Origin of the sequence: Shouchella shacheensis, assembly GCF_001484965.1 — a bacterium.
Taxonomy (GTDB): Bacteria; Bacillota; Bacilli; order Bacillales; family Bacillaceae_D; genus Shouchella; species Shouchella shacheensis.
On sequence record NZ_LLYY01000036.1, the window covers coordinates 14404 to 37129 of the forward strand.

Genomic DNA, 22726 nt, shown 5'->3' on the forward strand with positions numbered 1-22726 from the left:
TCTATCCGCGTTCAACATCACTGCCTACCCGTTAGCAATCCTCCGGCGTGCCCACGTTTGCCGCCGTACGGAAGGACGTTCCACAGCCACAAGAAGCGATGGCGTTTGGGTTGTCGATGGTAAACCCGCCACCCATCATGTTTTGCTTATAATCAATGACCAGTCCTTTAACAATCGGCTGACTTTCTCCATCTATGAGCACATTTAAACCGTTGACTTCAATTTCAAGGTCGTCTTCGTTCTTTTCCGTGTCAAACCCCATCCCATAGGAGAGACCTGAGCATCCGCCACCTTTGACACCAACTCGAAGCTTAAGGCCTTCTTCGCCTTCCTCAGCCTCCATGTCTTTAATCTGGCTGACTGCTGCATCTGTTAAAGTAATCATGGCAATTCCTCCTAGCATATGGTTTGCTTACAGTATACGCTCATTCTAACCAGGACTCAAGTACCCTGCTTCAATCGGTCTTTTTCCCATTCCATCGCAAGCAGACAGTTGTGCAGACGATCTAGTTCTTCGCTGTATGTTTGTACAAGGGGATGATTGAGTCCATGGAGAGAGGCTGCTTGTACCATCTGTTCACGTACCCGCTCCATCTTTTGTTTACACGCCTGGTACGCTTTGCTCATCCTTACCGCTCCCTTTCGCTCATTTCCAGCATGTCCTCCAGTTTATAAATATGGGGAATTGGTTGCAACCTGTATGTACAACTGTCACGAAACTTTAATTGCTTTGTTTTCCACTTGAAACATTGCCTTATTTTTCGTCAAACGAAATTCCTTTGACACTCTCCTATGCAACATGTTTTTCTAGTAGTATAATAGCGTATAGGCTAATAACATACGTACAGCAAATAGATGAATGATTTGAATCAGCAACAAGGAAGGAGCATGAAGATGAGTGTATTACTTGCGGACACGAAGCTTGAAGACATTAAAGTTAAGGTACTAAACGGTGAGCGCTTGACGGTTGAAGATGGGTTGAAGCTCTATGAAACCCCCGACTTACTTGGCGTCGCCCAGTTAGCGAACGTAGTGAACGAACGAAAAAACGGACATAACGTGTATTTTATTGAAAACTTATACATTAACCCTACAAACGTCTGCGAAGCCAACTGTGGATTTTGCGGATTTAAACGCAAGCCTGGTGACGAAGGCGCGTACACAATGGATGAGGAAGCACTTTTAAACTATGTCGCTGAACGGTGGAACGACAATATTCGTGAATTTCACATCGTTGGGGGCCACAACAACGAAGTCGGTTTTGACTATTACGTCAACACCGTCAAAACGTTGAAAAAACATTACCCACAAGTAACAGTGAAAGCATACACGGGCGCGGAAATTGAATTCTTTTCTCGCCTTGCTGGCATTTCAATGAAAGAAGTCATTCAAACATTGATGGAGGCTGGACTTTCCACCTTAACCGGTGGAGGTGCCGAAATTTTAACGGAGCGTTACCGTGCGATTATGAGCCCTGAGAAGGCTTCGACATATGAGTGGCTTGAGGCGCATGAGACCGCTCATAACCTTGGGCTCCGTACACACTCTACCATGCTCTATGGTTCTGTTGAGTCTAAAGAAGAACGACTCATTCATATGGAACGTGTTCGTGAACTGCAAGATCGTACCAATGGCTTTATGGTCTTCATCCCGCTTGCGATGCAGCCAAAAAATGTTAAAGCCGGACTCAATCGCCGCACGTCCGCGTATGATGACATGCGCACGATCGCTGTTAGCCGTTTGATGCTTGACAATTTTGATCACATTAAAGCGTACTGGATTAACATCGGCGTGCAGCTGACGCAAATGGCGCTTACCTTTGGTTCAAGCGACATCCACGGCACGTTAATTGAAGAGCGCATTTCCCACTCAGTTGGCGCCCTCACTTCCGCCGGGATTACGCGGAAGGAACTGATTCACATGATCAAAAGCGCTGGCAAAACACCCGTTGAACGCGATACATTTTATAACATCATCAAAGAGTATTAACATTGATTCAAGAACGACAGATGTCTGTCGTTCTTTTTTAGCACCCAAAAAAAAGCAATCGTCCCCTCTAGGGACCATTGCTTGCTCGATTTCTTACAGATAATCTCCTGTGCAAATGGTCTCTGCCGCACCGCTCATAAGCACATCGCCATTTTCCTGCCAAGCAATCGTTAAATCGCCGCCGAGCAGATGAACAACGACAGGCTTATCGCGGTCAACGTATCCATTTAGCACTCCTGCCACAACGGCCGCACAGGCCCCTGTCCCGCAAGCCTGTGTGATGCCAGAGCCGCGTTCCCACACGCGGAAATGCATCTCATCACGGCTCACGACCTCGACGAATTCCACATTTACCCATTCAGGAAACCGTTCATGCTTTTCCAATTCCGGCCCGATCGTCTCAACAGGCGCTTTCTCGATATCGTCGACAAACATCACCGCATGGGGGTTCCCCATGGACAACGCGGTGAGCGCAACGTTTCCACCTGGCAAACTCACATGCTCACCAATCACATGGCTTAAGTTCTCCCCCGTCATTGGAATCTCCTGGCGCGCGAGCACCGGCTGACCCATGTTGATGGTCACCATCGGCACTTGTTCTTCCGTAGGGTGAACCGTTGCTTCCACAAGCCCACCGAGCGTCTCAATCTGGAACGTTTTTTTGTTGACGTAACCCTTCTCGTAGGCATACTTCGCCACACAGCGCAGGCCGTTCCCGCAGTTCTTTGCTTCCGACCCATCGTTATTGAACACGCGCATTTTCACAGCCGCCTGCATAGAAGGACCAATCAAAATCATTCCATCTCCGCCAATGCCACGGTTTTTATCGGCAACGGCTATGGCTAGTTCACTTAAGCTCTCCTCCTGCACTGTCTCCTGGAACAAATCAACATAAATGTAGCTATTGCCGAGCCCATGCATTTTTGTAAATTTCACCGTTTCCTTCCTCTCACCTTCTTAGTGGCCGATTGGCCCACATGTAATCATTGTCCGCTTCAAGAATCGTCATCACCTCATGGCAGCAAGGCATGACGAGATTGACTTTTCGATGCTCTTTAGCGAGCTTTAAATCACGCATTTTCATGTGCGTTAACACATGGTCTGTTCCACAGAACGGACAGGATTCAAAATAAATATCTTTGCCTTGCACATCATATGGCCATGTATGAGAAAACGGAAGAACGTCCACTTACTCAACTCCTTCTAGAGTAATCATCCGAAAAGCGTAGCGCCCTGCTCACGAGCGACAACTTCTGGAACCACAGCAGGATCAATCCCGGTTTTGGCTTGATTTGGCGGCGTGAAGAAACCTCGAGCGAAGGGGGCGTCAGAGCTAGAAAAAAAGCCACCACAAAGGGCGGGTGAACGCTAAGAACCCGAGCCTTTTTGGCAGCCTCGCACCCGATTAGAACATCGGATTTTCTTCTAAATATTGATAAATGTTCGTGACGAGCTCCTCTGGAGTCTCGCCCGAAACATAGTCACCATTTACAAGAGCAAAGTGATCAAGGGCACATGTTCCGCAATGATTCAAGCATCCGTACTCGATAATATCAAGGTTCGGGTCCTTTTCAAGCTCTTCCATCGCCTCATGTGAACCACTTGCCAAATTGCTTAAGCAAAACTCAATAATGGGTCTCACATGGCCTCACCTCATAAGCCATATGCTACTCTGACCGAAGAGCTTTTGTCAATGACAAGCACTGCTTCGGCATCAAGAAAAATACGGCATCAGCAATGTTTCATATCTCGCTTACTGCGGAATAGTCTACTAATCGCGCTGTTTTTTGTAACAAAACGTCACTACCGGTTGTCGAAATCACAAATCCTCGTTATAATCAAAACTGACCAGGGTCATTTTTTTGGCTAGGAATGAGGTGAGATTGCCACCTCACGCTAACGTGGCATAACTATGAGTGAACGAGGCAAAAAGTTAAAGACGAGGAAGACTATTTTACAAGCGGCCGAGTCCTTGTTTCACGATCAAGGCTTTCAAAGTACTACCGTTCAAGAAATCACCCAAACTGCAAACGTTGCCAAAGGCACATTCTTTAACCACTTTCCAACGAAGGAATCGATTATGCATGCGCTCGCAGAGGAACGTCTTGAAGGGGTGAAATCCTACATAGCAGCCCCTCCTCTCGATTCGCTCGCCTTGCTTCCTCGTGTGCGCGCCAGTCTCCTTTATTTTCTAAGCGACTACGATGTTCACCCGAAACTAACCATTCATATTTGGAAGCATGCGGCCGAGAATGACCAGTTGCTTTTTATACATTGGTATACGCTTCTTTCGGATGCAAAAGATGAGTTAAAGGAGGCGCTGTCACTGGATACGTGGGTCCATATTTTAAATAGCCATTTCTCTTATGGGTTGCACGCCTACGGAAACGAACCAACGCGAATCGCGCTTGTTAATAAAGTCATGACGCTCGTTGAAGCAAGCTTTGAATCCATTTTACAAAAAAGGAGACCTTCTCATATGAAGAAACTCGTCGTACTAGGAGCTGGATACGGAGGAATGCGCATCATGCAGCGCCTTCTACCGAATGATCTACCGAAAGACTGGGAAATCATTCTCATTGACCAGTTGCCCTACCACTGCTTAAAAACGGAGTATTATGCACTTGCGGCAGGAACAGCTTCGGACCACCATCTTCGTGTTTCGTTTCCTGAAGATGCCAGACTGAAAGTGAAATATGCGACAATAAGTGAAATTGATATTGATGAAAATAAAGTTTCCCTAGAGACAGGAGAAGCGGTGGAGTTTGACAAATTGATCATCGGCCTCGGCTGTACAGATAAGTACCACGGCGTGCCTGGCGCAGACACGTATACCCATAGCATTCAGACCATGGGCGCTACGCGGCGGACGTATGAGACGTTAAATAACGTACGACCGGAAGGCACTGTTTCAATCGTCGGCGCTGGCCTAAGCGGCGTAGAGCTTGCCAGTGAACTGAGAGAAAGCCGCCCGGACCTGAGCATTCGACTGTTTGATCGAGGCGAGATTATTCTTTCCCAGTTTCCCAAAAAGCTTAGCACGTATGTGCAAAATTGGTTCATCGATCACGGCGTTGACGTCTCAAGCAAGTCCAATATAACAAAAGTCGAACCAGGCGCGATCTACAATCACGACGAACGCATTGAAACTGACGCCGTCATTTGGACCGCTGGCGTCCAGCCCGTTAACGTCGTACGGGCGCTCGATGTGGAAAAAGGCCAAGGCGGCCGCATCAAGCTAACGCCTCAACACTTTATTCCTAACTACCCTGACGTTTTTGTTGTTGGTGACTGCGCCAGCTTGAGCCAAGCGCCCAGTGCACAGCTCGCCGAAGGGCAAGCAGAGCAAATCGTCACCATTCTCAAGGCTCAGTGGAAAGGCGATGCTCTACCGGAAGAAATGCCGCGCATTAAACTAAAAGGCGTTCTCGGCTCCCTCGGCAAAAAGCACGGATTTGGCATGATGGGCGAACGTCCGCTCACCGGCAGAGTTGCACGGATTCTCAAAAGCGGCGTGCTGTGGATGTATAAATATTACTCAGGTTGATAGAAAGGCGGAGGCGGGTTGGGCAGAAGCGAGAATTTTGGAAGGTCTGACTAAGAAATCCCGACCTTGGATTTCGTGTCAGAACTGAAAAATCTCGAGCTCCTACCCGCCGTAGCTAGATCAAGAAAGGCGGAGGCGGGTTGGGAGAAGCGAGAATTTTGGAAGGCCTGACTGAGAAATCCCGAACTTGGATTTCGTTGTCAGGACTGAAAAATCTCGAGCTTCTACCCGCCGCAGCTGGATCAAGAAAGGCGGAGACGGGGGGCAGAAGCGAGCAAGGACTGTATAAAAGGAAAAACGACGAGGCGTGTCCGTCTCGTCGTTTTAAGCCTCAATCGCTTCGACTTTTCCAGACACCACTTTCAAACTTGGATTCCCTTCAGCGATCACCTCGCCATTTAAAACAACAAGCGGGTAAAAATACTCTTCATCTAAAATGGCCTTTGAAAAACGCGTTTGCTCTTCCCCTTCAGGCTTTTCGATATCTACATAGGTTACGTGCAAACCCTTGACTGGGAACTTTCTTTGCAAGGCCGCTTCCAGCCACTCCTTTGTTTCAAGTGCACTTGGCAAATGCACACAGCTTGCGCATTTTTGTTCTGCGCCGTAGACCGTTAATTGGATAGGACTCATGTTTGCACCTCCAGAACATTTATAGAAATCTTACCTTACAATTGATCGCCTTGACAATGATACGTTTCGTAAAAAGAATTGAGCACAGGCATGGATTTTTTCTGCAAAGGCTATTATAATAAGAGGAAAGGAAGAAAGGAGTGTTAGTGATGGAAACAACAACAGAATTTGAGCAAGTACAAGAAGTGTTGGATAAGCTTCGTCCTTTCTTGCTGCGTGATGGCGGAGACGTAGAACTTGTTGAAGTGGAAGACGGCATTGTCAGAGTACGTCTACTCGGCGCATGCGGTTCTTGCCCAAGCTCCACAATCACATTAAAAGCAGGAATTGAGCGCGCTCTTCTCGAAGAGGTGCCAGGAATAACGGAGATCGAACAAGTCTTTTAATACAAAGCGCCCCGCTGGTATCAGTGGGGCGCTTTTTTGATGTGATTGTCGTTAAATCGTGATGTAGATGCAGCGCGACTGTCCGAGGTTCCTTCGCTTAGACAACGAGATCCAAGGTCAGAATTTCTTTTGTCAAACCTTCAAGACTGACCAGCCCCCCTACGTTTTTCCTATCCCCTGGGCGACCGTGACAGCAGAGCCAACGGAGGCGGGTTTAAGAACATCAACCGTTTCAACGGCAAATGCTTTCTTCAGACGACGAGCGAGTCTCGCTCCACTTCCCTTTCTCGCAAAGCATAAAATGGCAGGGCCAGCGCCGCTGAGCGCTGCTCCGTAGGCATCTTGATCTCCTTCGACGAATTGAAATACATCGGATAGCATCGGCACGAGAGCGGCGCGATGTGGCTGATGGAACTCATCACGCATCATCATTTCTCCGGCAAGCTCCCAGTTTCCCTGCAAAATGGCCGCTGTTAAGACGTTGGCGACACTGCTAGCGCGTACCGCATGTTTGTAGGCAAGAACGTCAGGAAGCACGGAGCGGGCCTGCCGTGTTTTCAATTCCTCTCCCGGCACAAGACAAACGAGCTCCACATCTGGGGCTCCAACGGAAAGAACATGGGTTTCGGTCTCAGCGTGAGTCCCAATGACTAGCCCTCCGTATACCGATGCGGAAACATTGTCAGGGTGGCCTTCCCACACACTTGCAAGCCTTGCTTTTTCTTGTTTTGAGACCGGTTGATCATAAAAATAAAGCGCGAGGTCAATGCCAGCCACCGTTGCCGCAGCACTGCTGCCGAGTCCTCTTGCAAGTGGGATGTCGCTTTCCATCTTCACTCGGCACGGAGGAACAGAAAATCCATACTTTACTTCCACAAAATGGACCACATCCGTAATTAGGTTGTCGTCTCCGATGTTCTCAAGTCCCGGAGACGTGCTATGAAATTGCCACTTATCGGCAACCTCCACCTCCAAGTGCAAGTAGCGGTTCACGGCCAAGCCTATGGAATCAAAACCGGGTCCAAGGTTTGCTGAACTAGCGGGAACGCGAATAAAAAACATCATCGTACCGCCTCACCAGAAAGCAAATAGTTTCGCAAGGATTCCTTGCTTGCCTCAATCGTCGTTGGCTCAACGTTTTTAACATCGATCGCTGTAGTCGGGTCTTTGAGTCCATTGCCTGTCAGCACGCACACCACCTTTGAACCTTTCGCAATCGCCCCTGCATCTATCGCTTTTTTCAGGCCAGCAAGCGATGCACACGAGCCCGGTTCAGCAAAGACGCCTTCCGTGCTGGCCATTTTTTTGTACGCGTCAACAATTTCGTCATCGGTCACAAAGTCAATCCCGCCTTTGGATTCACTTGCGGCGTTAACAGCCAGGCTCCAGCTTGCTGGATTTCCAATGCGGATCGCCGTCGCAATCGTTTCCGGTTCTTTAATGACCTCACCCTTGACGATCGCCGCCGCTCCCTCAGCTTCAAAACCTCGCATTTCTGGCAATCCTGTGCCCTTCTTGTCGTTGTATTCTTTAAAGCCCTTCCAGTAGGCCGAAATATTGCCAGCGTTTCCGACCGGAATGCAAAGCACATCCGGTGCTTGACCAAGGGCGTCACAAACTTCAAAAGCCGCTGTTTTCTGTCCTTCAAGCCTATACGGGTTAACCGAGTTCACAAGCGTAATCGGCTCCGTCTCGCTCAGCTCACGCACCAGCTTGAGCGCCTCATCGAAATTGCCGTCGATTTCAATGATCTCGGCGCCGTACATGGCCGCCTGCGCTAACTTTCCGAGGGCAATTTTCCCTTTTGGAATGACGACAATGGTTTTCAAACCTGCGCGCGTCCCATACGCTGCGGCCGCAGCGGACGTATTGCCTGTGGACGCACAAATAATCGCCTTCGATCCTTCTTCCTTCGCTTTCGCAACAGCTAGCACCATCCCACGGTCCTTGAAGGAACCGGTAGGATTGGCACCGTCGTATTTAACATGGAGCTCCACGCCCCACTCTTCGGAAAGACGCTCAAGCGGGATGAGTGGTGTGTTCCCCTCACAAAGCGAAAGTTTCGGTGTTTTTTCACTCACAGGTAAATATGATTGGTATTCGTGCAAAAGTCCCTTCCACTGTGCCACGATTAATTCCCTCCTTCAACTCGGTAGCAACTGGCTACATTCCTGACAACTTCTAGGCTTGCTAGTCGCTCAAGTAATTCTCCGTAAGCTTCACGATTGGTTTGATGCGTAATGATGATAATCTCAGCCAGCTCCTCACCTTCCACCGGGAGCTGCAGCAATTTCTCAAAGCTTACATCGTAGTCTGCAAATAAGGATGTGATCGTTTTGAATGTTCCTGTTTGATCTGCAACATAAAGCCTGATAAAGAACTGTGACTGTTTTTCTTTCTCTGCCTTTAAGTCTGCTTCGTACAGCGGTTTCGTTCCAGAATGTCCGTTCACTCTAAAGCGCATGTTCTTCATCACCGATACAAGGTCACTAACAACTGCTGTCGCCGTCGGCAAAGAACCAGCGCCAGGGCCGTAGAACATCGTCTCCCCTACCGCTTCTCCGTAGACGTAAACCGCGTTGTATTCGTTTTGCACGCTTGCAAGCGGATGCTCCTTTGGCAGCAAGGTAGGTTCTACGCTCACTTCAAGTCGCCCTTCATCTCGTTTTGCAATGCCAATCAACTTCATCGTGTACCCAAGCTGGTTGCTATAATAAAGATCGGTTTTGGTCACAGCGGAGATCCCTTTAACGGTCACGTCCTCTAGCTGAACTGGGGCAGAGAATCCAAGCGTCGCTAAAATCGCCATTTTCCTTGCCGCATCCAGCCCCTCCACATCGGCGGTGGGATCGGCTTCGGCAAACCCAAGCTGCTTGGCCTCTTGAAGAACGTCTTCATACGCACGGCCTTCCCCGCTCATTTTCGTTAAAATGTAGTTGGTTGTGCCATTGACAATACCCATCATTTTCGTAATACGATCCGCCGACAGGCCTTCTGTCAGACTACGGAGAATGGGGATTCCCCCGGCGACGCTCGCTTCGTAGTATAGGTCACAGCCTTCCCTCGCGGCCAGCGCAAGCAGATCAGCCCCGTGTTCTGCCATCAAATCCTTGTTGGCTGTCACCACATGCTTCTTATTTTTAAGGGCCTGTTCCATCAGTCCCTTTGTGTACTCGATCCCACCCATCACTTCAATGACAACATCGACGTCTTCACTTGTCACGACTTCCTCCGCATGCTCAGTGAGCAAGTCTTTCGGAAGGTTGGCGCCCCGGTTTCTTTCCAAATCCCTAACAAGTACTTTCGTAATCTCCACTGGTCTACCTACTTGGTGACTGAGTTCATGTTGATGCCGTGTGATAATGGAAACAACTCCTGTTCCCACTGTACCAAGTCCTAAAAGCCCAACGCGAACGGGCTGCTCCATACTCTCCACTCCTAATGAATAGTTTTGTCTCTTTTAGATATACAAATGTATTCTTATAAAGGACATTATAAGCCTCACCGTCAGCAAAAACAAGAGAATCTTAAAAATTAGGCAACGGGAAAAGCAAAAAATTTGGTCGCCCAAGGCGCCACTTCCCTTGCAATGAAGAGTCTAAAAAAACCACCTGGCCCATAAAGGCAGGTGGCTTTACTCTATTGCTCGTGTTGTCGGCGTCCAGTTCAAGTACGGCATTCCCGCCGTACGTCTGATTTTCCCTTCCTCTGCCAGTTCCCCAAGAAACTGTTCATTTTCCTTTTCGCCGTTTAGAAGCATTGTAAATTTTTCAGCGATTTCCCGTTTTTCATTCGGAAGCTGAGAACGGTAGTAATCCTCGATGATCTCGAAATAAGGTAGCGGTAAAACAAGGCGAGCATAGGTAAGCTGCCAGGTAAAAGGCGTAATGTCCTGTGTCTCTTCGTAGCCAGCCAAAAAAGTGGTGATATTTTGCCATTTTTCGGAACGCCCTTCAAGAGTGCGCTGCTCGCGGAGCCACTCAGCGATATCTCTCGCCGGGTGATCGTAAATGAATGCGGTCGGTGGTTTGACAATATGCCCCCGTTCGTCTACATAAAGCCAGGTTGCCTCAGAAAAACGCCGATGACAGATGGTTGCCGCGTCCTGATCGGTCATGCGAACGTCCAGCTCTGTGTCGACCGCATACTGTATGGCATTCTCCGCCATTCCCATGAAGTATGGATACGTGAGCAAAAACGCTTCATCTACTTCCGTCTCTGGTCCCTGATTAAGTATGGCTCCATACCATTCTTCCAGCTGCTCTAAGCGCCTCTCCCACAAATCCGGCCAGCGACTCACCGCGGCCTTCTTCCACTTCATCTTCCCTTGCTGACCTGAGCTATGCCAAGAGTGTAGCTGTCCGCCTAGATCCCGTGGTGACTCGATACGCGGTGTCCTTAAACCTCCTCTTTCCGGCTGCGGAAGCGCAAATACATACATCTCCTGACCATCAAGAAAAGCGGATCTCTGATTGTGTCGTGTTGGCACAAGTTCCAGTACGGAATCGTCGCCAGATTCGCGCATATAAGAGGAAAAGGCGACCATTTCGTTTTCTTCTGTTGCACACTCTTCTTTCGGGATAAGTAAGTAGGACTGCCCACCGCTTTGAAATCCTTCATAGGGGCCTACAGCGAACCGTTCTTCACAGTACAAAAGATAGTGGTCATACACATTCCGTTCAAGCACGTCCTCTCCTCCTTCTCGGGGACTTTGTTTTCTAGTCTATGACCCAGCCGCATAAAATGTGTATCCAGCTCGTAGACTAGAAAGAAAACGAACAAGAACCCTGAGCCAGAGCGAAATGTCTGATCGAATGGTTGTCCTAACACTCAGGAGGACGTTTTCTTTTAAGGAGAGTGTTCACATGAACGAAGAGCAGCTGCAACGAGAGGTCGAGAAACGAGCACGTGAACGACTGGTCGAGCGAGGCGTGACGATGAAAGATCTAGCCGAGCTCGTCTTTTTCTTGCAGGAAAAGTACCACCCCGGCTTAACTATGGAGGTATGTGAACATAACGTTGACCGTGTCCTGTCCAAACGCGAAGTACAGAACGCAATTTTGACGGGAATTCAATTGGATGTTCTGACCGAGGAGAAAAAAATGGATGCTCCGCTTCTTGGTATCTTAGAGCGGGACGAGGGATTGTACGGGGTGGATGAAATTGTTGCACTTTCCATTGTCAATGTGTACGGGTCGATTGGCTTTACGAACTATGGGTATATCGACAAATTAAAACCAGGGATTCTGCAGAAACTAAACGACAAATCTCAAGGCTCTTGTCATACGTTTTTGGACGATATTGTTGGTGCCATCGCCGCTGCCGCTTCTAGCCGCCTCGCTCACAGCGAAGCAAAAACAGAATAGCAGTTACAGAATCCAGTCGCCAAGCGAGCGAATCGAGAACGTGGGCTGCTCTGGCATGAGGGCAACCTCTTCTTTCGGTGAGATTCCGGTTTGTACATGAATCGTGTCAATGCCCGCTCGAATGCCTGCCAAAATGTCCGTGGCATAATTGTCGCCAACCATCACCACTTCCTTTTTGGAAAGATGGAGCACTTCCAGTGCCCCGTCCATAATATGCGCTTGTGGCTTGCCAACCACTGTAGGCTCTGTTTGCGTTGCAAAGGCGACCGCCGCCGCGAGCGCCCCGTTGCCCGCCACACGCCCCGCCTCCGTAGTAAGCATGGTGTCTTGATTCGTCGCATAAAAGCGAGCGCCCTGATGCACAAAACGAACAGCACGGCTTAGCTTCTCATAAGTAAAGTCGCGGTCAAGCCCCATCACAACCACATCTGGTTGATCCTCTACAAGCTTCATGCCTGCTCCCTGCAAAGCATGCAGGAGCCCTTCTTCACCAACGGCAAAGACGCGTGCACTCGAATGGGTCCGAGCAAGCAATGCGGCTGTCGCCATGCTTGAGGTGTACACATGATTCGCTTGAGCCCAGACGCCCATTTCCCTCAGCTTGACAGCAACGTCTTCTGGACGTCTCGTCGAGTTATTGGTGACAAATAAGTAGGGAATCTCCATTCTTGCAAGATCTTGAATGAACGAGATGGCACTCTCAATTGCTTTATTCCCATGATAGACCGTTCCATCCAGATCAAACATATAGCCTTTATAGGTTGACATTCTGTCTCCCCCTGTTCTTGGGAAAAATGAACGCCCTTGAGTGATAGCAGGATCAAGGGCGTTTTTCATGCAGGAGCCTTTCTTATGCGCGTTTCACAATGTACTCGCAGCGCGTATCGCCATTGTCTTCTGCAATGCACGAAATTCTCTTGACATGCTCCGTATCTAAAAGCTCCTCAAAGAGCTTGCGTTCACACACACAGGCGATCGGGAACTCTTTGGCAATAACGGCAATGGGACAGTTGCGCTCCACAAAGGTAATGGTACCCTCGGCCTGCTCCCATTCCACCATGTACCCATTCTCATCTTGAATTGCCGCAAGGGCGGCCACGCGTTCTTCAAACGAGCCTTTCATCAACCCTTTGTACTGCTCGTACAGCTTTTCTTTTCTGCGCTCAAAAAGCTGGTTTACAACGTCTGTTCCACTCATTTCTTCAAGGTCTTGCAGCAACCCAAGAGAGAGGTCTCCGTACTTCCTTGGAAACTGCTCTTCTCCCTTAAACGTCAGGCTATATTTTTGCTTGGGACGCCCTATCGCCTGACGTATGGTCACCCCGGCTATGAGTCCTTCTTGTTCAAGTCCCCCCAGATGACGCCTTACAGCCATTTCGGTAACGTTCAGGCCTACTGCTAACTCCGCAACGGTTTGTTCACGGTTCCGCTTCAACATGTTTAAAATGACGCCCCGCGTAGAAACGAGCGTTGTGTCAGCCACCCTAATCACCATCCTTGCCCTCCATTTTAAAGGATAGCCAAAGGAGCGTCTAGACTTCTTCTTCCGAAGGCAAAAAAGCGGAGACAGGGCCAAGCTCATTGCGCAGATAAGCACGAATAGCCTCTGGAAAGTCTTGTATTCCTGACGCACTCTCCTTTAGCACAGCGACAACTTCACTTGGCTTTAGATCGACAAACTCATACGTGAGCTTTTTGCGAAAGCGAATCAGCGTTTTTAACTCCTCGGCCTGATTTTTTTCTATCACCGACTCATCATGCAAAATGTCAACAATATCCTCATAGCCGCCAGGGTCTCGCATAATAAAGCCATCAATCATTTGATTGCCAACATCGATGACGGACTCAATCATCACCATCGCCAGTCGTTCAGACGCAAGGGCATTCTTCATCGTTTGATCGTCGTCCATAGTGCCCATAAGTGGTGTCAGCTTTTCCATATACAAAAGCGTCGCTTCCATCTTTTTGCGATCTACAAAGTACATCCACATTCTCCCTCTTTATTAAAATTCAGGCATGCTGGTTGGAAATGTTTAAAACGCATTTCTACTCTGCCCTTGAGAAACCTAAATACAGGAGGTGTTCGCTAATGGAGAAGAAATCCAAAGACGATACGTACCATGATTTTTCGAATGTTGAAGTCATGCATGATTACGTCAGCGCTCAACATACGCCCGAAGGTCCTTACGGGTCTCCGATTAAAAAAGACACTCCTGTTAAGAGCAAACAAACGCCCTGGGAGCCTGGTCAGCGTAGCTACAGTGCCTTCAACTACGAAGACAAAGCGTTTCACGAAGGACGCCCGAGAAAGTTTCCAAACCATCACCCGCCCAAATAAGGGCATCTCACCAGAAGTGGAGCCCTCTCGCTCCGCTTCTTATTTTTTCCCGTCCTGCTTCTTCATTCGTTTCACAACAAAATAAGCGCAACCAAAATTGCAGTACTCGTATAAGTAATCGGGCAATGTGCTGATTTTTTTATCAAAGGTCGACTTTTTATTTTTGTCATCGAAGAACCCGCGCAGCCGCAGTTGATTATACCCCCAATCGCCAACGATATAGTCGTATTTATTCAATATATCACTATATCGTTCTTTGAAAGCTTCCTCATCCCAGCCATTTCGCTCGTTCTGAAGGACCTCGAATTCAGCGCCATAAATCGTTACCATGTTTTCACCCCAGATTCAGCGTGCTTTTCCCCAGTTTATCATAGATTACGCCTGTTTTCCTTCTCCCATTTATTACACGGGTAAGCCTCAATTATTTCGGTCACCCTACATCGTAAAAGGAGGTTACACATACATGAAAGTTGTTCAAAAACCACTGTTCGTCGTTTTAAGCGTTCTCCTCCTCTTAGCAGGATGTGGACAAGACGGGAACACAAGCAGTCAGTCCATCACTCAAACCAATCACCCTAGACAAACAGCAAGAGGTACTGCCTACGACACCGACCATATGAACGACAGTTTCGGCTTCGCTCGCTATGATCGTTCAGAAGTCGAAGAGGATAACGAACACGGACTTGCCATGGCGTTTGACCGCGATATGTTGGCTGATGGCATTTCACGTCTTGTCCTTACGAACGAAGAAATTGAACAAGCCGCTACATTAATTACGGACAAATACGCACTCGTCGTTTACAGCGCCGACCACGAGGAAAAATCAGAGGAACTTGCTGCCGACCAAGTAAAGCGAACGGCATTATCGGCCTTGCCCAGCTATTACCAAGTGTATGTTGCCGATGATCATGAAATGGTCGATGATATTGAACGCTACCAAACCCTCTCCTCTAATAACAACGACTACGCCAACATGATTGAAGAAACGATTGAGGAGATGAAACAGCACCCTCAAGGCAACGTCGAGGAAGACAAAGACCGCGATATGAACATCATGAGGAAAAAACATCAAGAATTGGAGAACAATTAAAAAACAGAGAAGCGATTGCTGTCGCTTCTCTGCTTTATTTTGCCCGCCTTCGCTTTTCTTTGTCCAGCTGCGGCGCCCACTCGCTCGAGGTTTCTTCACACCGCCAGATCAAGCCAAAACCAGGCTTGATCCTGCCGTCGCTCCAGAACTTGTCGCTCGTGTGCAGGGCGCCTTCGCTTTTCTTGATCCAGCTGCGGCGGGTAGGGAGCTTCGAGATTTTTCGCCCTGAAAACGAAATCCAATACCGGGATTTCTTTTGTCAGGCCTCCAAAATTCTCGCTCCTGCCCAACCCGCCTTCGCTTTTCGTATCACACGTGTTCGCTTTGGACTTTTTTGGCTTCTTCATTTACTTGTGCTTGATTGACTTGCTCGTCGGCGTGATAGGAGGAACGTACAAGTGGTCCAGCCTCACAGTGACTGAAGCCTTTGCTTAATGCGATTTCCTTTAGTTCAGCGAATTCGTCAGGGTGGTAGTATTTAACAACTTTTAGGTGTTTTTTCGTCGGCTGTAAATATTGGCCGATGGTCATAATATCGACATCGTTCGCCCGAAGATCATCCATGGTTTCGATGATTTCTTCTTTTGTCTCTCCAAGCCCGATCATAAGACTAGATTTCGTTGGAATGTCTGCGTGCATTTCTTTGGCACGACGCAAAAATTCAAGCGTGCGGTCATATTTTGCCCGAGCACGTACTTTCGGTGTTAGACGGCGTACGGTCTCGATATTGTGATTCATAATGTTCGGACGCGCGTCCATCAATATTTGTAGACTGGTTTCATTTCCAGACATGTCGGACGGCAGCACTTCAATCGTGCAAAACGGGTTTCTTCGTCTAACCGCGCGCACGGTTTCTGCAAAGACACTGGCGCCGTCGTCTTTCAGATCGTCACGTGCTACAGCTGTGATCACGACATGCTTTAAGCCCATTTGCTCAACAGAATCGGCTACACGTTCTGGTTCTTCGAGGTCGAGTTCCGTTGGCAATCCGGTTTTAACAGCACAGAAACGACAGCCCCGGGTGCAGATGTCTCCCAAAATCATAAATGTAGCCGTTTTTCGTACAGCCCAACACTCGTGTATATTTGGACAGCGCGCTTCTTCACACACGGTATGTAGTTTCTTTTCGCGCATCATTTTCTTTAAACCTGTATACGATTCATTCGTGTTTAGCTTAATTTTCAACCATTCTGGCTTGCGTTGGTGTTCTTCTTTCGTTTCTTTGCTATTGCTTGCCATTCGCCTTTCCCATCCTTTCCACAAAAAAGTATCGCTCTACTTCCTATAAATCGTACCACGAATAATAGCTATTGACCAAGCCCATGCTCAAGTTTTTCTTCTTAGAGAGGTACGAGCTCATATTTCTCATAAGACTCAGGGCGCAGGGGCACTGACCAGAGAGGCCTATGACTCCGCTCTCCCTATTTGCATCCTTTTTCATAAACTTGCCAACGATTTTCAGTTGTATTTCCACTATCTGAAGTCAACACTAACAGCACAATCAATAAGAAAGGAAGGGGTATTCCGTGTTAAAACGCTTTTGCTTGGCCTTCCTCGCCTTCCTTCTGCTTTTCCTATCTCTTATCCCCGAAGCCCGCGCTTCTTCGGAGCAGGACCAGGAGCAACTCGACAGTGAACGCATGGCGCTGTATCAAAAAATGGAAACCATTACGAGCGTCCCCTGGTATTTTCTAGCGGCCGTTGATACGTATGAGCGTGGACTGCGGAAGGCACTACGCGACCGCCCGGAGGCAGAGGGGCTCATATCGATTTATTACGAGCCTGAGCATTGGGTCGGGGCCATCAATCCAAACCCAAATGACGAAGATCCCATTTCGATAAGTCTCTTTGACGGCATTGGGCTAGACGGGAATGGGGACGGCACTGCAAGCCTTGAGGATGATGAGGACGTTCTCTACACATTCGCCCGTTTCTTAGAATCGTACGGCTATTCAAAGGAAGATTTTCGCATTGCGCTTTGGCACTTTTACGAGCGAGAGCAATCCGTTAACATTATCTCCGGACATGCTGAGGTCTTTAAAAAATATAAGCATCTTAACTTGCATGAGCATTCGTTTGTCATGCCTTTGCACCATAATTACAGCTACAGAAGCACATGGGGCGATCGTCGTGGCTGGGGCGGGCGCCGAATCCATGAAGGTACAGACATTTTTGCCAATTACAACGTTCCCATTCAATCTTCTTCTTACGGGATTGTGGAGACAATGGGCTGGAACCCCTATGGTGGCTGGCGCGTCGGCATTCGCGATTTAGACAATGTTTATCACTATTACGCCCATTTGAGTGGCTTTGAAGATGGACTCGAAGAAGGCTCCATTGTCGAAGCCGGACAAGTCATTGGCTATTGCGGAAGCTCCGGCTATGGGAAACCTGGCACACAAGGGAAATTCCCACCTCACCTCCACTACGGCATGTATCGTGATAACGGGGTGACCGAATGGTCGTTTGACCCGTATTCATCACTAAAACAGTGGGAGCGCGCAGCAAAAGCGGAAAAATAACCAGGAAAAACGAGACGGCGAGCAGCCCTCGAATTCAGAAAGAACCGACGAACATCATGTTCATCGGTTCTTTCTCGTTTTACTGTTGTTGTTTTTTTTGTTTTCCGACTTTGTGTGCATAGAGCATGCTTGCAACCAGACCCCCCCATAGAATGCCAACCCCAACAATCATCATCACTATCGCACTTGCGCTCATTTTTAGCCCTCCTCTTCATCTTGGTTAGGCGTAAGCGTCCTTGTTGGCCATTTGATCGCCGAGAAAACGAGACCGACGATTAGTGCTGCACTAGCTACACCCCAGCCGCTTACTAATAAGAACCATGTCGGCATATCACCGTAGTTAGACTGAAGGTTTTCGACCAAATTAAGCGTAAAGATAACCCCAAGAACGATTGGTGTGACGAACAACAAGCAAATTTTCCACCAAGACCCAACTTTAAAATCAGAAACCTCATTCATATGGTTTTGTAACGTTGGCAGCTTACGCAAGAACCACGCGACCACGACAACAGAGATAAGTCCTGCAAAAGCAATTCCGAATTGGTTGATGAAGTAATCAACTGCATCAAGGACATTGATCCCTCCTTGCGTGGCGTAGACAAGCGATATAAGAGCCGCAAGACCAACGCCCATCAAGACGGATGTGGTTCGGGAGACGTTAAATTTGTCCTTCACGCCGGAAACATACGTTTCGGAAATCGAAATGAGTGACGAGATTCCTGCTAGGGCCAAACAGCTAAAGAACAGGACGCCAAAGGCACTGCCGAACCCAGGCATGTTGTTTACGATTTCCGGAAAAACAATGAACGCGAGCCCAATTCCGCTCGCCACCACTTCATCAACGGCGACTCCTGCAGTCGCCGCCATGAACCCGAGAGCGGCAAAGACCCCAATCCCGGCGAGAAGTTCAAAGCTTGAATTACTAAAAGCCATAATAAACCCACTGTTATTCAGATCTGTTTTCTTCGGCAAATAGCTCGAATACGTGATCATGATCGCAAACCCAATCGATAAGCTAAAGAAAATGTGACCGTAGGCAGCGATCCAAACCCCCGGAGCGGCCATCGCTTCCCAATTCGGTTCAAAAAAAGCGTTTAACCCGTCAAGGGCCCCGTCAAGTGTGAGAGCGCGAATAACAATAATTAAAAACATAATAACTAGCAACGGGATGAAAATACGATTTGCCCACTCAATCCCTTTCTTCACGCCAGCAAGCATAATGGCAAAAACGGCTCCCCAGACAATTACTAATGGAATAAGAACGTTTGGATTTAAACTTCCAAGAACACCAGCATCCGTGGCGCTCAAATAATTACCAAAAAAGTGCGCCTCGGTGTCGCTCCCCCAGCTTTGATTAAAAGCAAAGACTGCATAGGATAGCGCCCACGCAACAATAACAGCATAGTACGTTGAAACGACAAACGAAATGGCGACTTGCCACCAGCCAATCCACTCAGCCTTCTTGTTCAAACGTGCATAGGAAAGCGGTGCGGAGCCTCTGTATTTTTGCCCGATTGAGAACTCCATTAACAGAAGTGGAATTCCTGCTGTAAGAACGGCAAACAAATACGGAATTAAAAAGGCACCTCCTCCGTTTTCATACGCAACATAGGGAAAACGCCAGATGTTTCCAAGTCCGACGGCAGAACCGACCGCAGCTAAAATAAACCCTGCACGCGTCCCCCATTGTTCCCTTTGAGCCATGTCTCATCACTCCTTTGCTACTATAATAGTGCTATGTAGTTCGAATTATTCCACACTTTATCTCGAATGAATCAAAACTATTTGAACATTCAAGTGATTAAATTGTAGAGAATTGTCGAACATTCTCTTGATTATAATTAATCCCGTCCTATTTGTCAAAAAATAAAAAGAAGAAAAAGCGCAGGCGGGTTGGGCAGGAGCGAGAATTTCGTGTCAGGACTGAAAAATCTCGAGCTCCTACCCGCCGCAGCTGGATCAAGAAAGGCGCAGGCGCCCTGCACACGAGCGACAAGTTCTGGAGCGACGGCAGGATTAAGCCCGGTCTTGGTGAAGAAACGGAGTCGGCACCGAAGCTAGACAAAAAAGCGCCCTAAAAAGGAACGCTTTTCTTTGCTTGTTTGTTGATGCCAAGAAGAATTAGAATCGCTACTAGCAGCAAAACGAATGCCGTCGCAAGACCTGTCCAGACATTACCATAGCCCAGGCCAATAAAGGCGAAAAAGGAGATCACAGCAGCTAGAATCGCGTACGGCAGCTGTGTCATAACGTGATCCATATGATCGCTCCCGGATCCGGCTGAGGATAAAATCGTCGTATCCGATATCGGAGAAATATGATCACCAAAGATCGAGCCTGCGAGAACCGCTGCAAACATTGGAATGATCATCGTTACATCAAGGGTGTTCGCCATCTCTCCCGCAATGGGGAGCAAAATCCCAAACGTTCCCCACGAGGTTCCTGTTGCAACTGCCGTGACTCCAGCAACAACGAAAATCATTGCCGGAAGCAAGCGTACATCGACGCTGCCATCCACTAATGAAGCAAGGTACGCGCCTGTCCCAAGACGGTCAATCATCTCAATCGTTGTCCAGGCAAGGAGCAAAATCCCAATGGCAGGCATCATCGACTTCAGACCAGCCAAGAGCGCAGCGTTCAACTTAGAGGTTGTTGGCTTAGCAAACAGGATAGAAAGCAAGGCTACCACAAAACCAATGATTCCTCCCATCACAAGGGAAAGCCCGATGTCTGTATACTCAAGCATCGAGAGGAGCGATACAGTCACACCATCTCCTCGAGCCCCCACTGCTCCCGTATAGAATAACAGCGAAACAGTAGAGATAACGAGGGCGAGAATCGGGTAAAACAAATGGCCAATGCGCCCGCCTTTGAGTGTCTCCGTTTCGCCAACATCCCCCGCAGGCCTACCTTTTTTCGGATCGGTTAACGCCCCCGTCGACTGCGCTCTTTCCTCATGCGTTCGCATTAGCCCTACGTCCAAATTAAACACGATCACAAGGACAACAAGCGAAAGAGCGACAATGGCATACAAATTCATCGGGATCGTATAAAGGAAGGCCTGGAACCCGCTATAATCGGTAATGCCATATGTGGCGAGAATGGAAGCCATCGTTCCGATGATAAAAGCCCCCCAGCTTGAGAGCGGCATTATGACGCATACAGGCGCCGCTGTGGAGTCGACAATGTAAGCAAGTTTCGCCCGCGACACGCGAAAGCGGTCAGTCACCGGACGGCTGATGTTTCCTACCGTCAAGCTGTTAAAATAATCATCAATAAAAATAACGATTCCTAAAATCACCGGTAGAAAAAGCGAGCTTTTACGCGTCTGCATCCGCTTTGCAGCCCAGTCCGCAAACGCCTTGCTGCCGCCCGAAAAGGTGACGAGGCTTGCAAGCATTCCGAGAAAAAGCAGGAAGAGCATAATCAAGAGCTCCCAGTCGTTGAGCGCAAATCCACTTTCAGCGATTGCCGACACCACACCCCCAAACCTCGGTGCGTCTACGGCTTCAAACGAAAAGATAAATCCGGCAATGGTTTGAAAAATGCCTGCAAGCGCCTTGAACGGCTGAAAGTCAAAGGCCATTAGCGCCCCGACGAGAATCGCGATGCCAAGTGATAGAAAGACACGCCTCGTTACAATGACTAGCAGCAGCGCAAGCACTGGTGGAATAAGTGAATAGATCGTTTCAGTCATAGTTTCTCCTTTCAAGAGAGGTTGTCACAAAAGTTCAGGCGGGTCGATCACTCGCCATAGCTAGACAAAAAAAAGACAATCACAGAAGAACTCTGTCATTGTCATGCAACAAACAGCCCCGTCGCTTGTAGTTCTCCACAACTATTTGTGGCAGTCCGGCACCTGTTGAATGCCGTCCCAGCTGAGAAAAGAGTGGCCCCTTTCCTGCTTCGGCAAAAATGCCTTTCTGCTTCCCTCGTCGCTGCCTGGCTCCGAAAGCATACTCTTCATTTTTGCACCTCTACCTCATCATCTAGACAAGGCGTTCTATTCATTTTTCAAACTGATCCTACCACAGATCTAGGCAAGCATCAATGGATTACGGGCCGTTATTTTCTTCCTGTTCTATTTCTTCTGCAGGAATGGCTGGAGCGGGCGGGAGAATCGATCCGCCCTGCCCTCCTTCCATGTAATAGTTCGGTACCTCCCCTGGGATAACCGCAAGACCCGCAGGGAGCGTGACGCTTACGTTTTCTGTTGCCACGCTAAAAGGAAGAATCACTTGCACCCTTACATCCACTTCCATACTTAACGATACTCTCGTATTATTAATCCCGACTCGTTCTATTTCGTCCACCATATCAACTTTCGCATCACTAACCGTCTGAAAGCGAATCGGAATCGGTGGACCAAGATCGTTTAAGAGCGCATTATTTAGCGCACGGCCAAGCGGGATGCTATAGACGATATCCCCTTCGCCCCCCTCGCTATTCATCTCTCCAGCTTGAATTTGATTCAACACACTGTGAACTTCTCCAATCGCGTTGCCCATAACTTCATTGTACATACGAGAGTCAGCCTGGAAGGTACCGTTTTCGTCAATTAGAATCATTTCAGACATATCATAGTCCCCCAACTGATGGGAGAGCGCTTCATGAATGGCATGGTTAGCAATTCGGTCGATTTCCACACTAGCAATTTCTGTTAGAACTGGACGAAGTTGTTGGTCGACGTACCGAAGCCCTAGAACTGTAAGTATGGCAAAAACGAGCAAGGAAATGAGGAGCACATAGCGAAAAGGAAGCGGCCCTCTTTGTCGCTGCTGCTTGATTGGCTGTGTCTTCCACTTTTTCACTTCCACCACCTCCACTACAATTCTTATGCAGTGGCGCTGGGAGT

At 48.4% G+C, this 22726-nt stretch carries 26 protein-coding genes, 1 pseudogene and 1 riboswitch; of the genes and pseudogenes, 8 read left to right on the top strand and 19 right to left on the bottom strand.

Going from position 1 to position 22726, the window contains the following annotated elements; genetic code table 11:
• Window positions 1–31 precede the first annotated feature (31 nt).
• Both AVZ68_RS17395 and AVZ68_RS17400 read right to left on the bottom strand, forming a co-directional pair.
• Window positions 32–385 carry a HesB/IscA family protein gene (locus tag AVZ68_RS17395; RefSeq protein WP_082676761.1) on the bottom strand — a complete coding sequence of 118 codons (354 nt, stop codon included), beginning with the start codon at window positions 383–385 and terminating at the stop codon, window positions 32–34.
• A 56-nt stretch (window positions 386–441) separates the two neighbouring features.
• Window positions 442–627, bottom strand: coding sequence for an aspartyl-phosphate phosphatase Spo0E family protein (locus AVZ68_RS17400; protein ID WP_059105854.1), 186 nt, complete (start codon window positions 625–627; stop codon window positions 442–444).
• 267 nt (window positions 628–894) lie between these two features.
• On the opposite strand from AVZ68_RS17400, the gene mqnE reads away from it, so the two are divergent.
• A complete protein-coding gene (gene mqnE / locus AVZ68_RS17405; protein WP_059105855.1) occupies window positions 895–1989 on the top strand; it encodes an aminofutalosine synthase MqnE in 1095 nt (364 codons plus the stop codon).
• 93 nt (window positions 1990–2082) lie between these two features.
• On the opposite strand, the gene dapF is transcribed toward mqnE, so the two are convergent.
• The 3 genes from dapF to AVZ68_RS17420 all read right to left on the bottom strand — a co-directional run bounded on the left by dapF (window position 2083) and on the right by AVZ68_RS17420 (window position 3631).
• The gene (gene dapF, locus AVZ68_RS17410) at window positions 2083–2910 is read right to left on the bottom strand and encodes a diaminopimelate epimerase (RefSeq protein WP_059105885.1); all 828 of its coding nucleotides are present in this window, start codon (window positions 2908–2910) and stop codon (window positions 2083–2085) included.
• A 28-nt stretch (window positions 2911–2938) separates the two neighbouring features.
• Window positions 2939–3178, bottom strand: a complete 240-nt coding sequence (locus tag AVZ68_RS17415) for a hypothetical protein (RefSeq protein WP_059105856.1) — start codon at window positions 3176–3178, stop codon at window positions 2939–2941.
• Between the two features lie 216 nt (window positions 3179–3394).
• Window positions 3395–3631, bottom strand: a complete 237-nt coding sequence (locus AVZ68_RS17420) for a YuzB family protein (RefSeq protein ID WP_059105857.1) — start codon at window positions 3629–3631, stop codon at window positions 3395–3397.
• A gap of 270 nt (window positions 3632–3901) precedes the next feature.
• On the opposite strand from AVZ68_RS17420, the pseudogene AVZ68_RS20785 reads away from it, so the two are divergent.
• Together AVZ68_RS20785 and AVZ68_RS17425 are read left to right on the top strand one after the other, a co-directional pair.
• Window positions 3902–4069: pseudogene (locus AVZ68_RS20785) on the top strand (TetR/AcrR family transcriptional regulator); the annotation flags it as partial.
• A 399-nt stretch (window positions 4070–4468) separates the two neighbouring features.
• On the top strand, window positions 4469–5536 hold the full coding sequence (locus tag AVZ68_RS17425; protein WP_059105886.1) for an NAD(P)/FAD-dependent oxidoreductase: 1068 nt from the start codon (window positions 4469–4471) through the stop codon (window positions 5534–5536).
• Window positions 5537–5860: 324 nt separating this feature from the next.
• Here the strand turns inward: AVZ68_RS17425 and AVZ68_RS17430 are convergent, their stop codons facing one another.
• Window positions 5861–6169 carry a DUF1462 family protein gene (locus tag AVZ68_RS17430; protein WP_059105858.1) on the bottom strand — a complete coding sequence of 103 codons (309 nt, stop codon included), beginning with the start codon at window positions 6167–6169 and terminating at the stop codon, window positions 5861–5863.
• Window positions 6170–6318: 149 nt separating this feature from the next.
• Here AVZ68_RS17430 and AVZ68_RS17435 point away from each other — a divergent pair, with 149 nt between their 5' ends.
• The gene (locus tag AVZ68_RS17435) at window positions 6319–6555 is read left to right on the top strand and encodes a NifU family protein (protein WP_059105859.1); all 237 of its coding nucleotides are present in this window, start codon (window positions 6319–6321) and stop codon (window positions 6553–6555) included.
• Window positions 6556–6714: 159 nt separating this feature from the next.
• On the opposite strand, the gene thrB is transcribed toward AVZ68_RS17435, so the two are convergent.
• The 4 genes from thrB to yutH all read right to left on the bottom strand — a co-directional run bounded on the left by thrB (window position 6715) and on the right by yutH (window position 11242).
• The gene (gene thrB, locus AVZ68_RS17440) at window positions 6715–7620 is read right to left on the bottom strand and encodes a homoserine kinase (protein WP_059105860.1); all 906 of its coding nucleotides are present in this window, start codon (window positions 7618–7620) and stop codon (window positions 6715–6717) included.
• Window positions 7617–8684 carry a threonine synthase gene (gene thrC / locus AVZ68_RS17445; protein WP_059105861.1) on the bottom strand — a complete coding sequence of 356 codons (1068 nt, stop codon included), beginning with the start codon at window positions 8682–8684 and terminating at the stop codon, window positions 7617–7619. Before thrC ends, thrB begins: the two co-directional genes overlap by 4 nt.
• A gap of 2 nt (window positions 8685–8686) precedes the next feature.
• Window positions 8687–9982, bottom strand: a complete 1296-nt coding sequence (locus tag AVZ68_RS17450; protein WP_059105862.1) for a homoserine dehydrogenase — start codon at window positions 9980–9982, stop codon at window positions 8687–8689.
• 207 nt (window positions 9983–10189) lie between these two features.
• Window positions 10190–11242: a spore coat putative kinase YutH gene (gene yutH / locus AVZ68_RS17455; protein ID WP_059105863.1), complete on the bottom strand. Its 1053-nt coding sequence runs from the start codon at window positions 11240–11242 to the stop codon at window positions 10190–10192.
• A gap of 178 nt (window positions 11243–11420) precedes the next feature.
• Here yutH and AVZ68_RS17460 point away from each other — a divergent pair, with 178 nt between their 5' ends.
• Complete coding sequence (locus AVZ68_RS17460; RefSeq protein ID WP_059105864.1) at window positions 11421–11921, top strand: phosphatidylglycerophosphatase A family protein; 501 nt, start codon at window positions 11421–11423, stop codon at window positions 11919–11921.
• 3 nt (window positions 11922–11924) lie between these two features.
• On the opposite strand, the gene AVZ68_RS17465 is transcribed toward AVZ68_RS17460, so the two are convergent.
• From AVZ68_RS17465 to AVZ68_RS17475, 3 genes are all read right to left on the bottom strand, one after another.
• A complete protein-coding gene (locus AVZ68_RS17465) occupies window positions 11925–12689 on the bottom strand; it encodes a TIGR01457 family HAD-type hydrolase (protein WP_059105865.1) in 765 nt (254 codons plus the stop codon).
• An 82-nt stretch (window positions 12690–12771) separates the two neighbouring features.
• On the bottom strand, window positions 12772–13416 hold the full coding sequence (locus tag AVZ68_RS17470; protein WP_059105866.1) for a helix-turn-helix transcriptional regulator: 645 nt from the start codon (window positions 13414–13416) through the stop codon (window positions 12772–12774).
• 37 nt (window positions 13417–13453) lie between these two features.
• Window positions 13454–13906, bottom strand: a complete 453-nt coding sequence (locus AVZ68_RS17475) for a DUF86 domain-containing protein (RefSeq protein ID WP_059105867.1) — start codon at window positions 13904–13906, stop codon at window positions 13454–13456.
• A gap of 104 nt (window positions 13907–14010) precedes the next feature.
• Here AVZ68_RS17475 and AVZ68_RS17480 point away from each other — a divergent pair, with 104 nt between their 5' ends.
• The gene (locus tag AVZ68_RS17480) at window positions 14011–14259 is read left to right on the top strand and encodes a hypothetical protein (protein ID WP_059105868.1); all 249 of its coding nucleotides are present in this window, start codon (window positions 14011–14013) and stop codon (window positions 14257–14259) included.
• A 39-nt stretch (window positions 14260–14298) separates the two neighbouring features.
• Here AVZ68_RS17480 and AVZ68_RS17485 read toward each other — a convergent pair whose 3' ends face one another.
• Window positions 14299–14589, bottom strand: coding sequence for a YutD family protein (locus AVZ68_RS17485; RefSeq protein WP_059105869.1), 291 nt, complete (start codon window positions 14587–14589; stop codon window positions 14299–14301).
• Between the two features lie 133 nt (window positions 14590–14722).
• On the opposite strand from AVZ68_RS17485, the gene AVZ68_RS17490 reads away from it, so the two are divergent.
• A complete protein-coding gene (locus AVZ68_RS17490) occupies window positions 14723–15349 on the top strand; it encodes a YhcN/YlaJ family sporulation lipoprotein (RefSeq protein ID WP_059105870.1) in 627 nt (208 codons plus the stop codon).
• A 309-nt stretch (window positions 15350–15658) separates the two neighbouring features.
• Here the strand turns inward: AVZ68_RS17490 and lipA are convergent, their stop codons facing one another.
• Window positions 15659–16588, bottom strand: coding sequence for a lipoyl synthase (lipA, locus tag AVZ68_RS17500; RefSeq protein ID WP_059105872.1), 930 nt, complete (start codon window positions 16586–16588; stop codon window positions 15659–15661).
• Between the two features lie 287 nt (window positions 16589–16875).
• On the opposite strand from lipA, the gene AVZ68_RS17505 reads away from it, so the two are divergent.
• Window positions 16876–17871, top strand: coding sequence for a M23 family metallopeptidase (locus tag AVZ68_RS17505; protein ID WP_059105873.1), 996 nt, complete (start codon window positions 16876–16878; stop codon window positions 17869–17871).
• Between the two features lie 79 nt (window positions 17872–17950).
• Here AVZ68_RS17505 and AVZ68_RS20360 read toward each other — a convergent pair whose 3' ends face one another.
• From AVZ68_RS20360 to yunB, 4 genes are all read right to left on the bottom strand, one after another.
• A complete protein-coding gene (locus tag AVZ68_RS20360; RefSeq protein WP_157404700.1) occupies window positions 17951–18067 on the bottom strand; it encodes a methionine/alanine import family NSS transporter small subunit in 117 nt (38 codons plus the stop codon).
• Window positions 18068–18069: 2 nt separating this feature from the next.
• Window positions 18070–19575 (bottom strand): sodium-dependent transporter, encoded by a 1506-nt coding sequence (locus AVZ68_RS17510; protein ID WP_059105874.1) that lies wholly within the window; start codon window positions 19573–19575, stop codon window positions 18070–18072.
• A 370-nt stretch (window positions 19576–19945) separates the two neighbouring features.
• Window positions 19946–21568, bottom strand: coding sequence for a Na+/H+ antiporter NhaC family protein (locus tag AVZ68_RS17515; protein WP_059105875.1), 1623 nt, complete (start codon window positions 21566–21568; stop codon window positions 19946–19948).
• Between the two features lie 120 nt (window positions 21569–21688).
• Window positions 21689–21859: riboswitch (Lysine riboswitch) on the bottom strand.
• Window positions 21860–21926: 67 nt separating this feature from the next.
• On the bottom strand, window positions 21927–22682 hold the full coding sequence (gene yunB / locus AVZ68_RS17520; protein ID WP_059105876.1) for a sporulation protein YunB: 756 nt from the start codon (window positions 22680–22682) through the stop codon (window positions 21927–21929).
• Window positions 22683–22726 lie beyond the last annotated feature (44 nt).

Bases quoted from the DNA above. Each gene is read 5' to 3' on its own strand.
- AVZ68_RS17395 (WP_082676761.1), bottom strand. From the start codon at position 385: ATGATTACTTTAACAGATGCAGCAGTCAGCCAGATTAAAGACATGGAG.
- AVZ68_RS17400 (WP_059105854.1), bottom strand. From the start codon at position 627: ATGAGCAAAGCGTACCAGGCGTGTAAACAAAAGATGGAGCGGGTACGT.
- mqnE (WP_059105855.1), top strand. From the start codon at position 895: ATGAGTGTATTACTTGCGGACACGAAGCTTGAAGACATTAAAGTTAAG.
- dapF (WP_059105885.1), bottom strand. From the start codon at position 2,910: ATGCATGGGCTCGGCAATAGCTACATTTATGTTGATTTGTTCCAGGAG.
- AVZ68_RS17425 (WP_059105886.1), top strand. From the start codon at position 4,469: ATGAAGAAACTCGTCGTACTAGGAGCTGGATACGGAGGAATGCGCATC.
- AVZ68_RS17430 (WP_059105858.1), bottom strand. From the start codon at position 6,169: ATGAGTCCTATCCAATTAACGGTCTACGGCGCAGAACAAAAATGCGCA.
- AVZ68_RS17435 (WP_059105859.1), top strand. From the start codon at position 6,319: ATGGAAACAACAACAGAATTTGAGCAAGTACAAGAAGTGTTGGATAAG.
- thrB (WP_059105860.1), bottom strand. From the start codon at position 7,620: ATGATGTTTTTTATTCGCGTTCCCGCTAGTTCAGCAAACCTTGGACCC.
- AVZ68_RS17450 (WP_059105862.1), bottom strand. From the start codon at position 9,982: ATGGAGCAGCCCGTTCGCGTTGGGCTTTTAGGACTTGGTACAGTGGGA.
- AVZ68_RS17460 (WP_059105864.1), top strand. From the start codon at position 11,421: ATGAACGAAGAGCAGCTGCAACGAGAGGTCGAGAAACGAGCACGTGAA.
- AVZ68_RS17465 (WP_059105865.1), bottom strand. From the start codon at position 12,689: ATGTCAACCTATAAAGGCTATATGTTTGATCTGGATGGAACGGTCTAT.
- AVZ68_RS17470 (WP_059105866.1), bottom strand. From the start codon at position 13,416: ATGGTGATTAGGGTGGCTGACACAACGCTCGTTTCTACGCGGGGCGTC.
- AVZ68_RS17475 (WP_059105867.1), bottom strand. From the start codon at position 13,906: ATGTACTTTGTAGATCGCAAAAAGATGGAAGCGACGCTTTTGTATATG.
- AVZ68_RS17480 (WP_059105868.1), top strand. From the start codon at position 14,011: ATGGAGAAGAAATCCAAAGACGATACGTACCATGATTTTTCGAATGTT.
- AVZ68_RS17485 (WP_059105869.1), bottom strand. From the start codon at position 14,589: ATGGTAACGATTTATGGCGCTGAATTCGAGGTCCTTCAGAACGAGCGA.
- AVZ68_RS17490 (WP_059105870.1), top strand. From the start codon at position 14,723: ATGAAAGTTGTTCAAAAACCACTGTTCGTCGTTTTAAGCGTTCTCCTC.
- lipA (WP_059105872.1), bottom strand. From the start codon at position 16,588: ATGGCAAGCAATAGCAAAGAAACGAAAGAAGAACACCAACGCAAGCCA.
- AVZ68_RS20360 (WP_157404700.1), bottom strand. From the start codon at position 18,067: ATGAGCGCAAGTGCGATAGTGATGATGATTGTTGGGGTTGGCATTCTA.
- AVZ68_RS17510 (WP_059105874.1), bottom strand. From the start codon at position 19,575: ATGGCTCAAAGGGAACAATGGGGGACGCGTGCAGGGTTTATTTTAGCT.
- AVZ68_RS17515 (WP_059105875.1), bottom strand. From the start codon at position 21,568: ATGACTGAAACGATCTATTCACTTATTCCACCAGTGCTTGCGCTGCTG.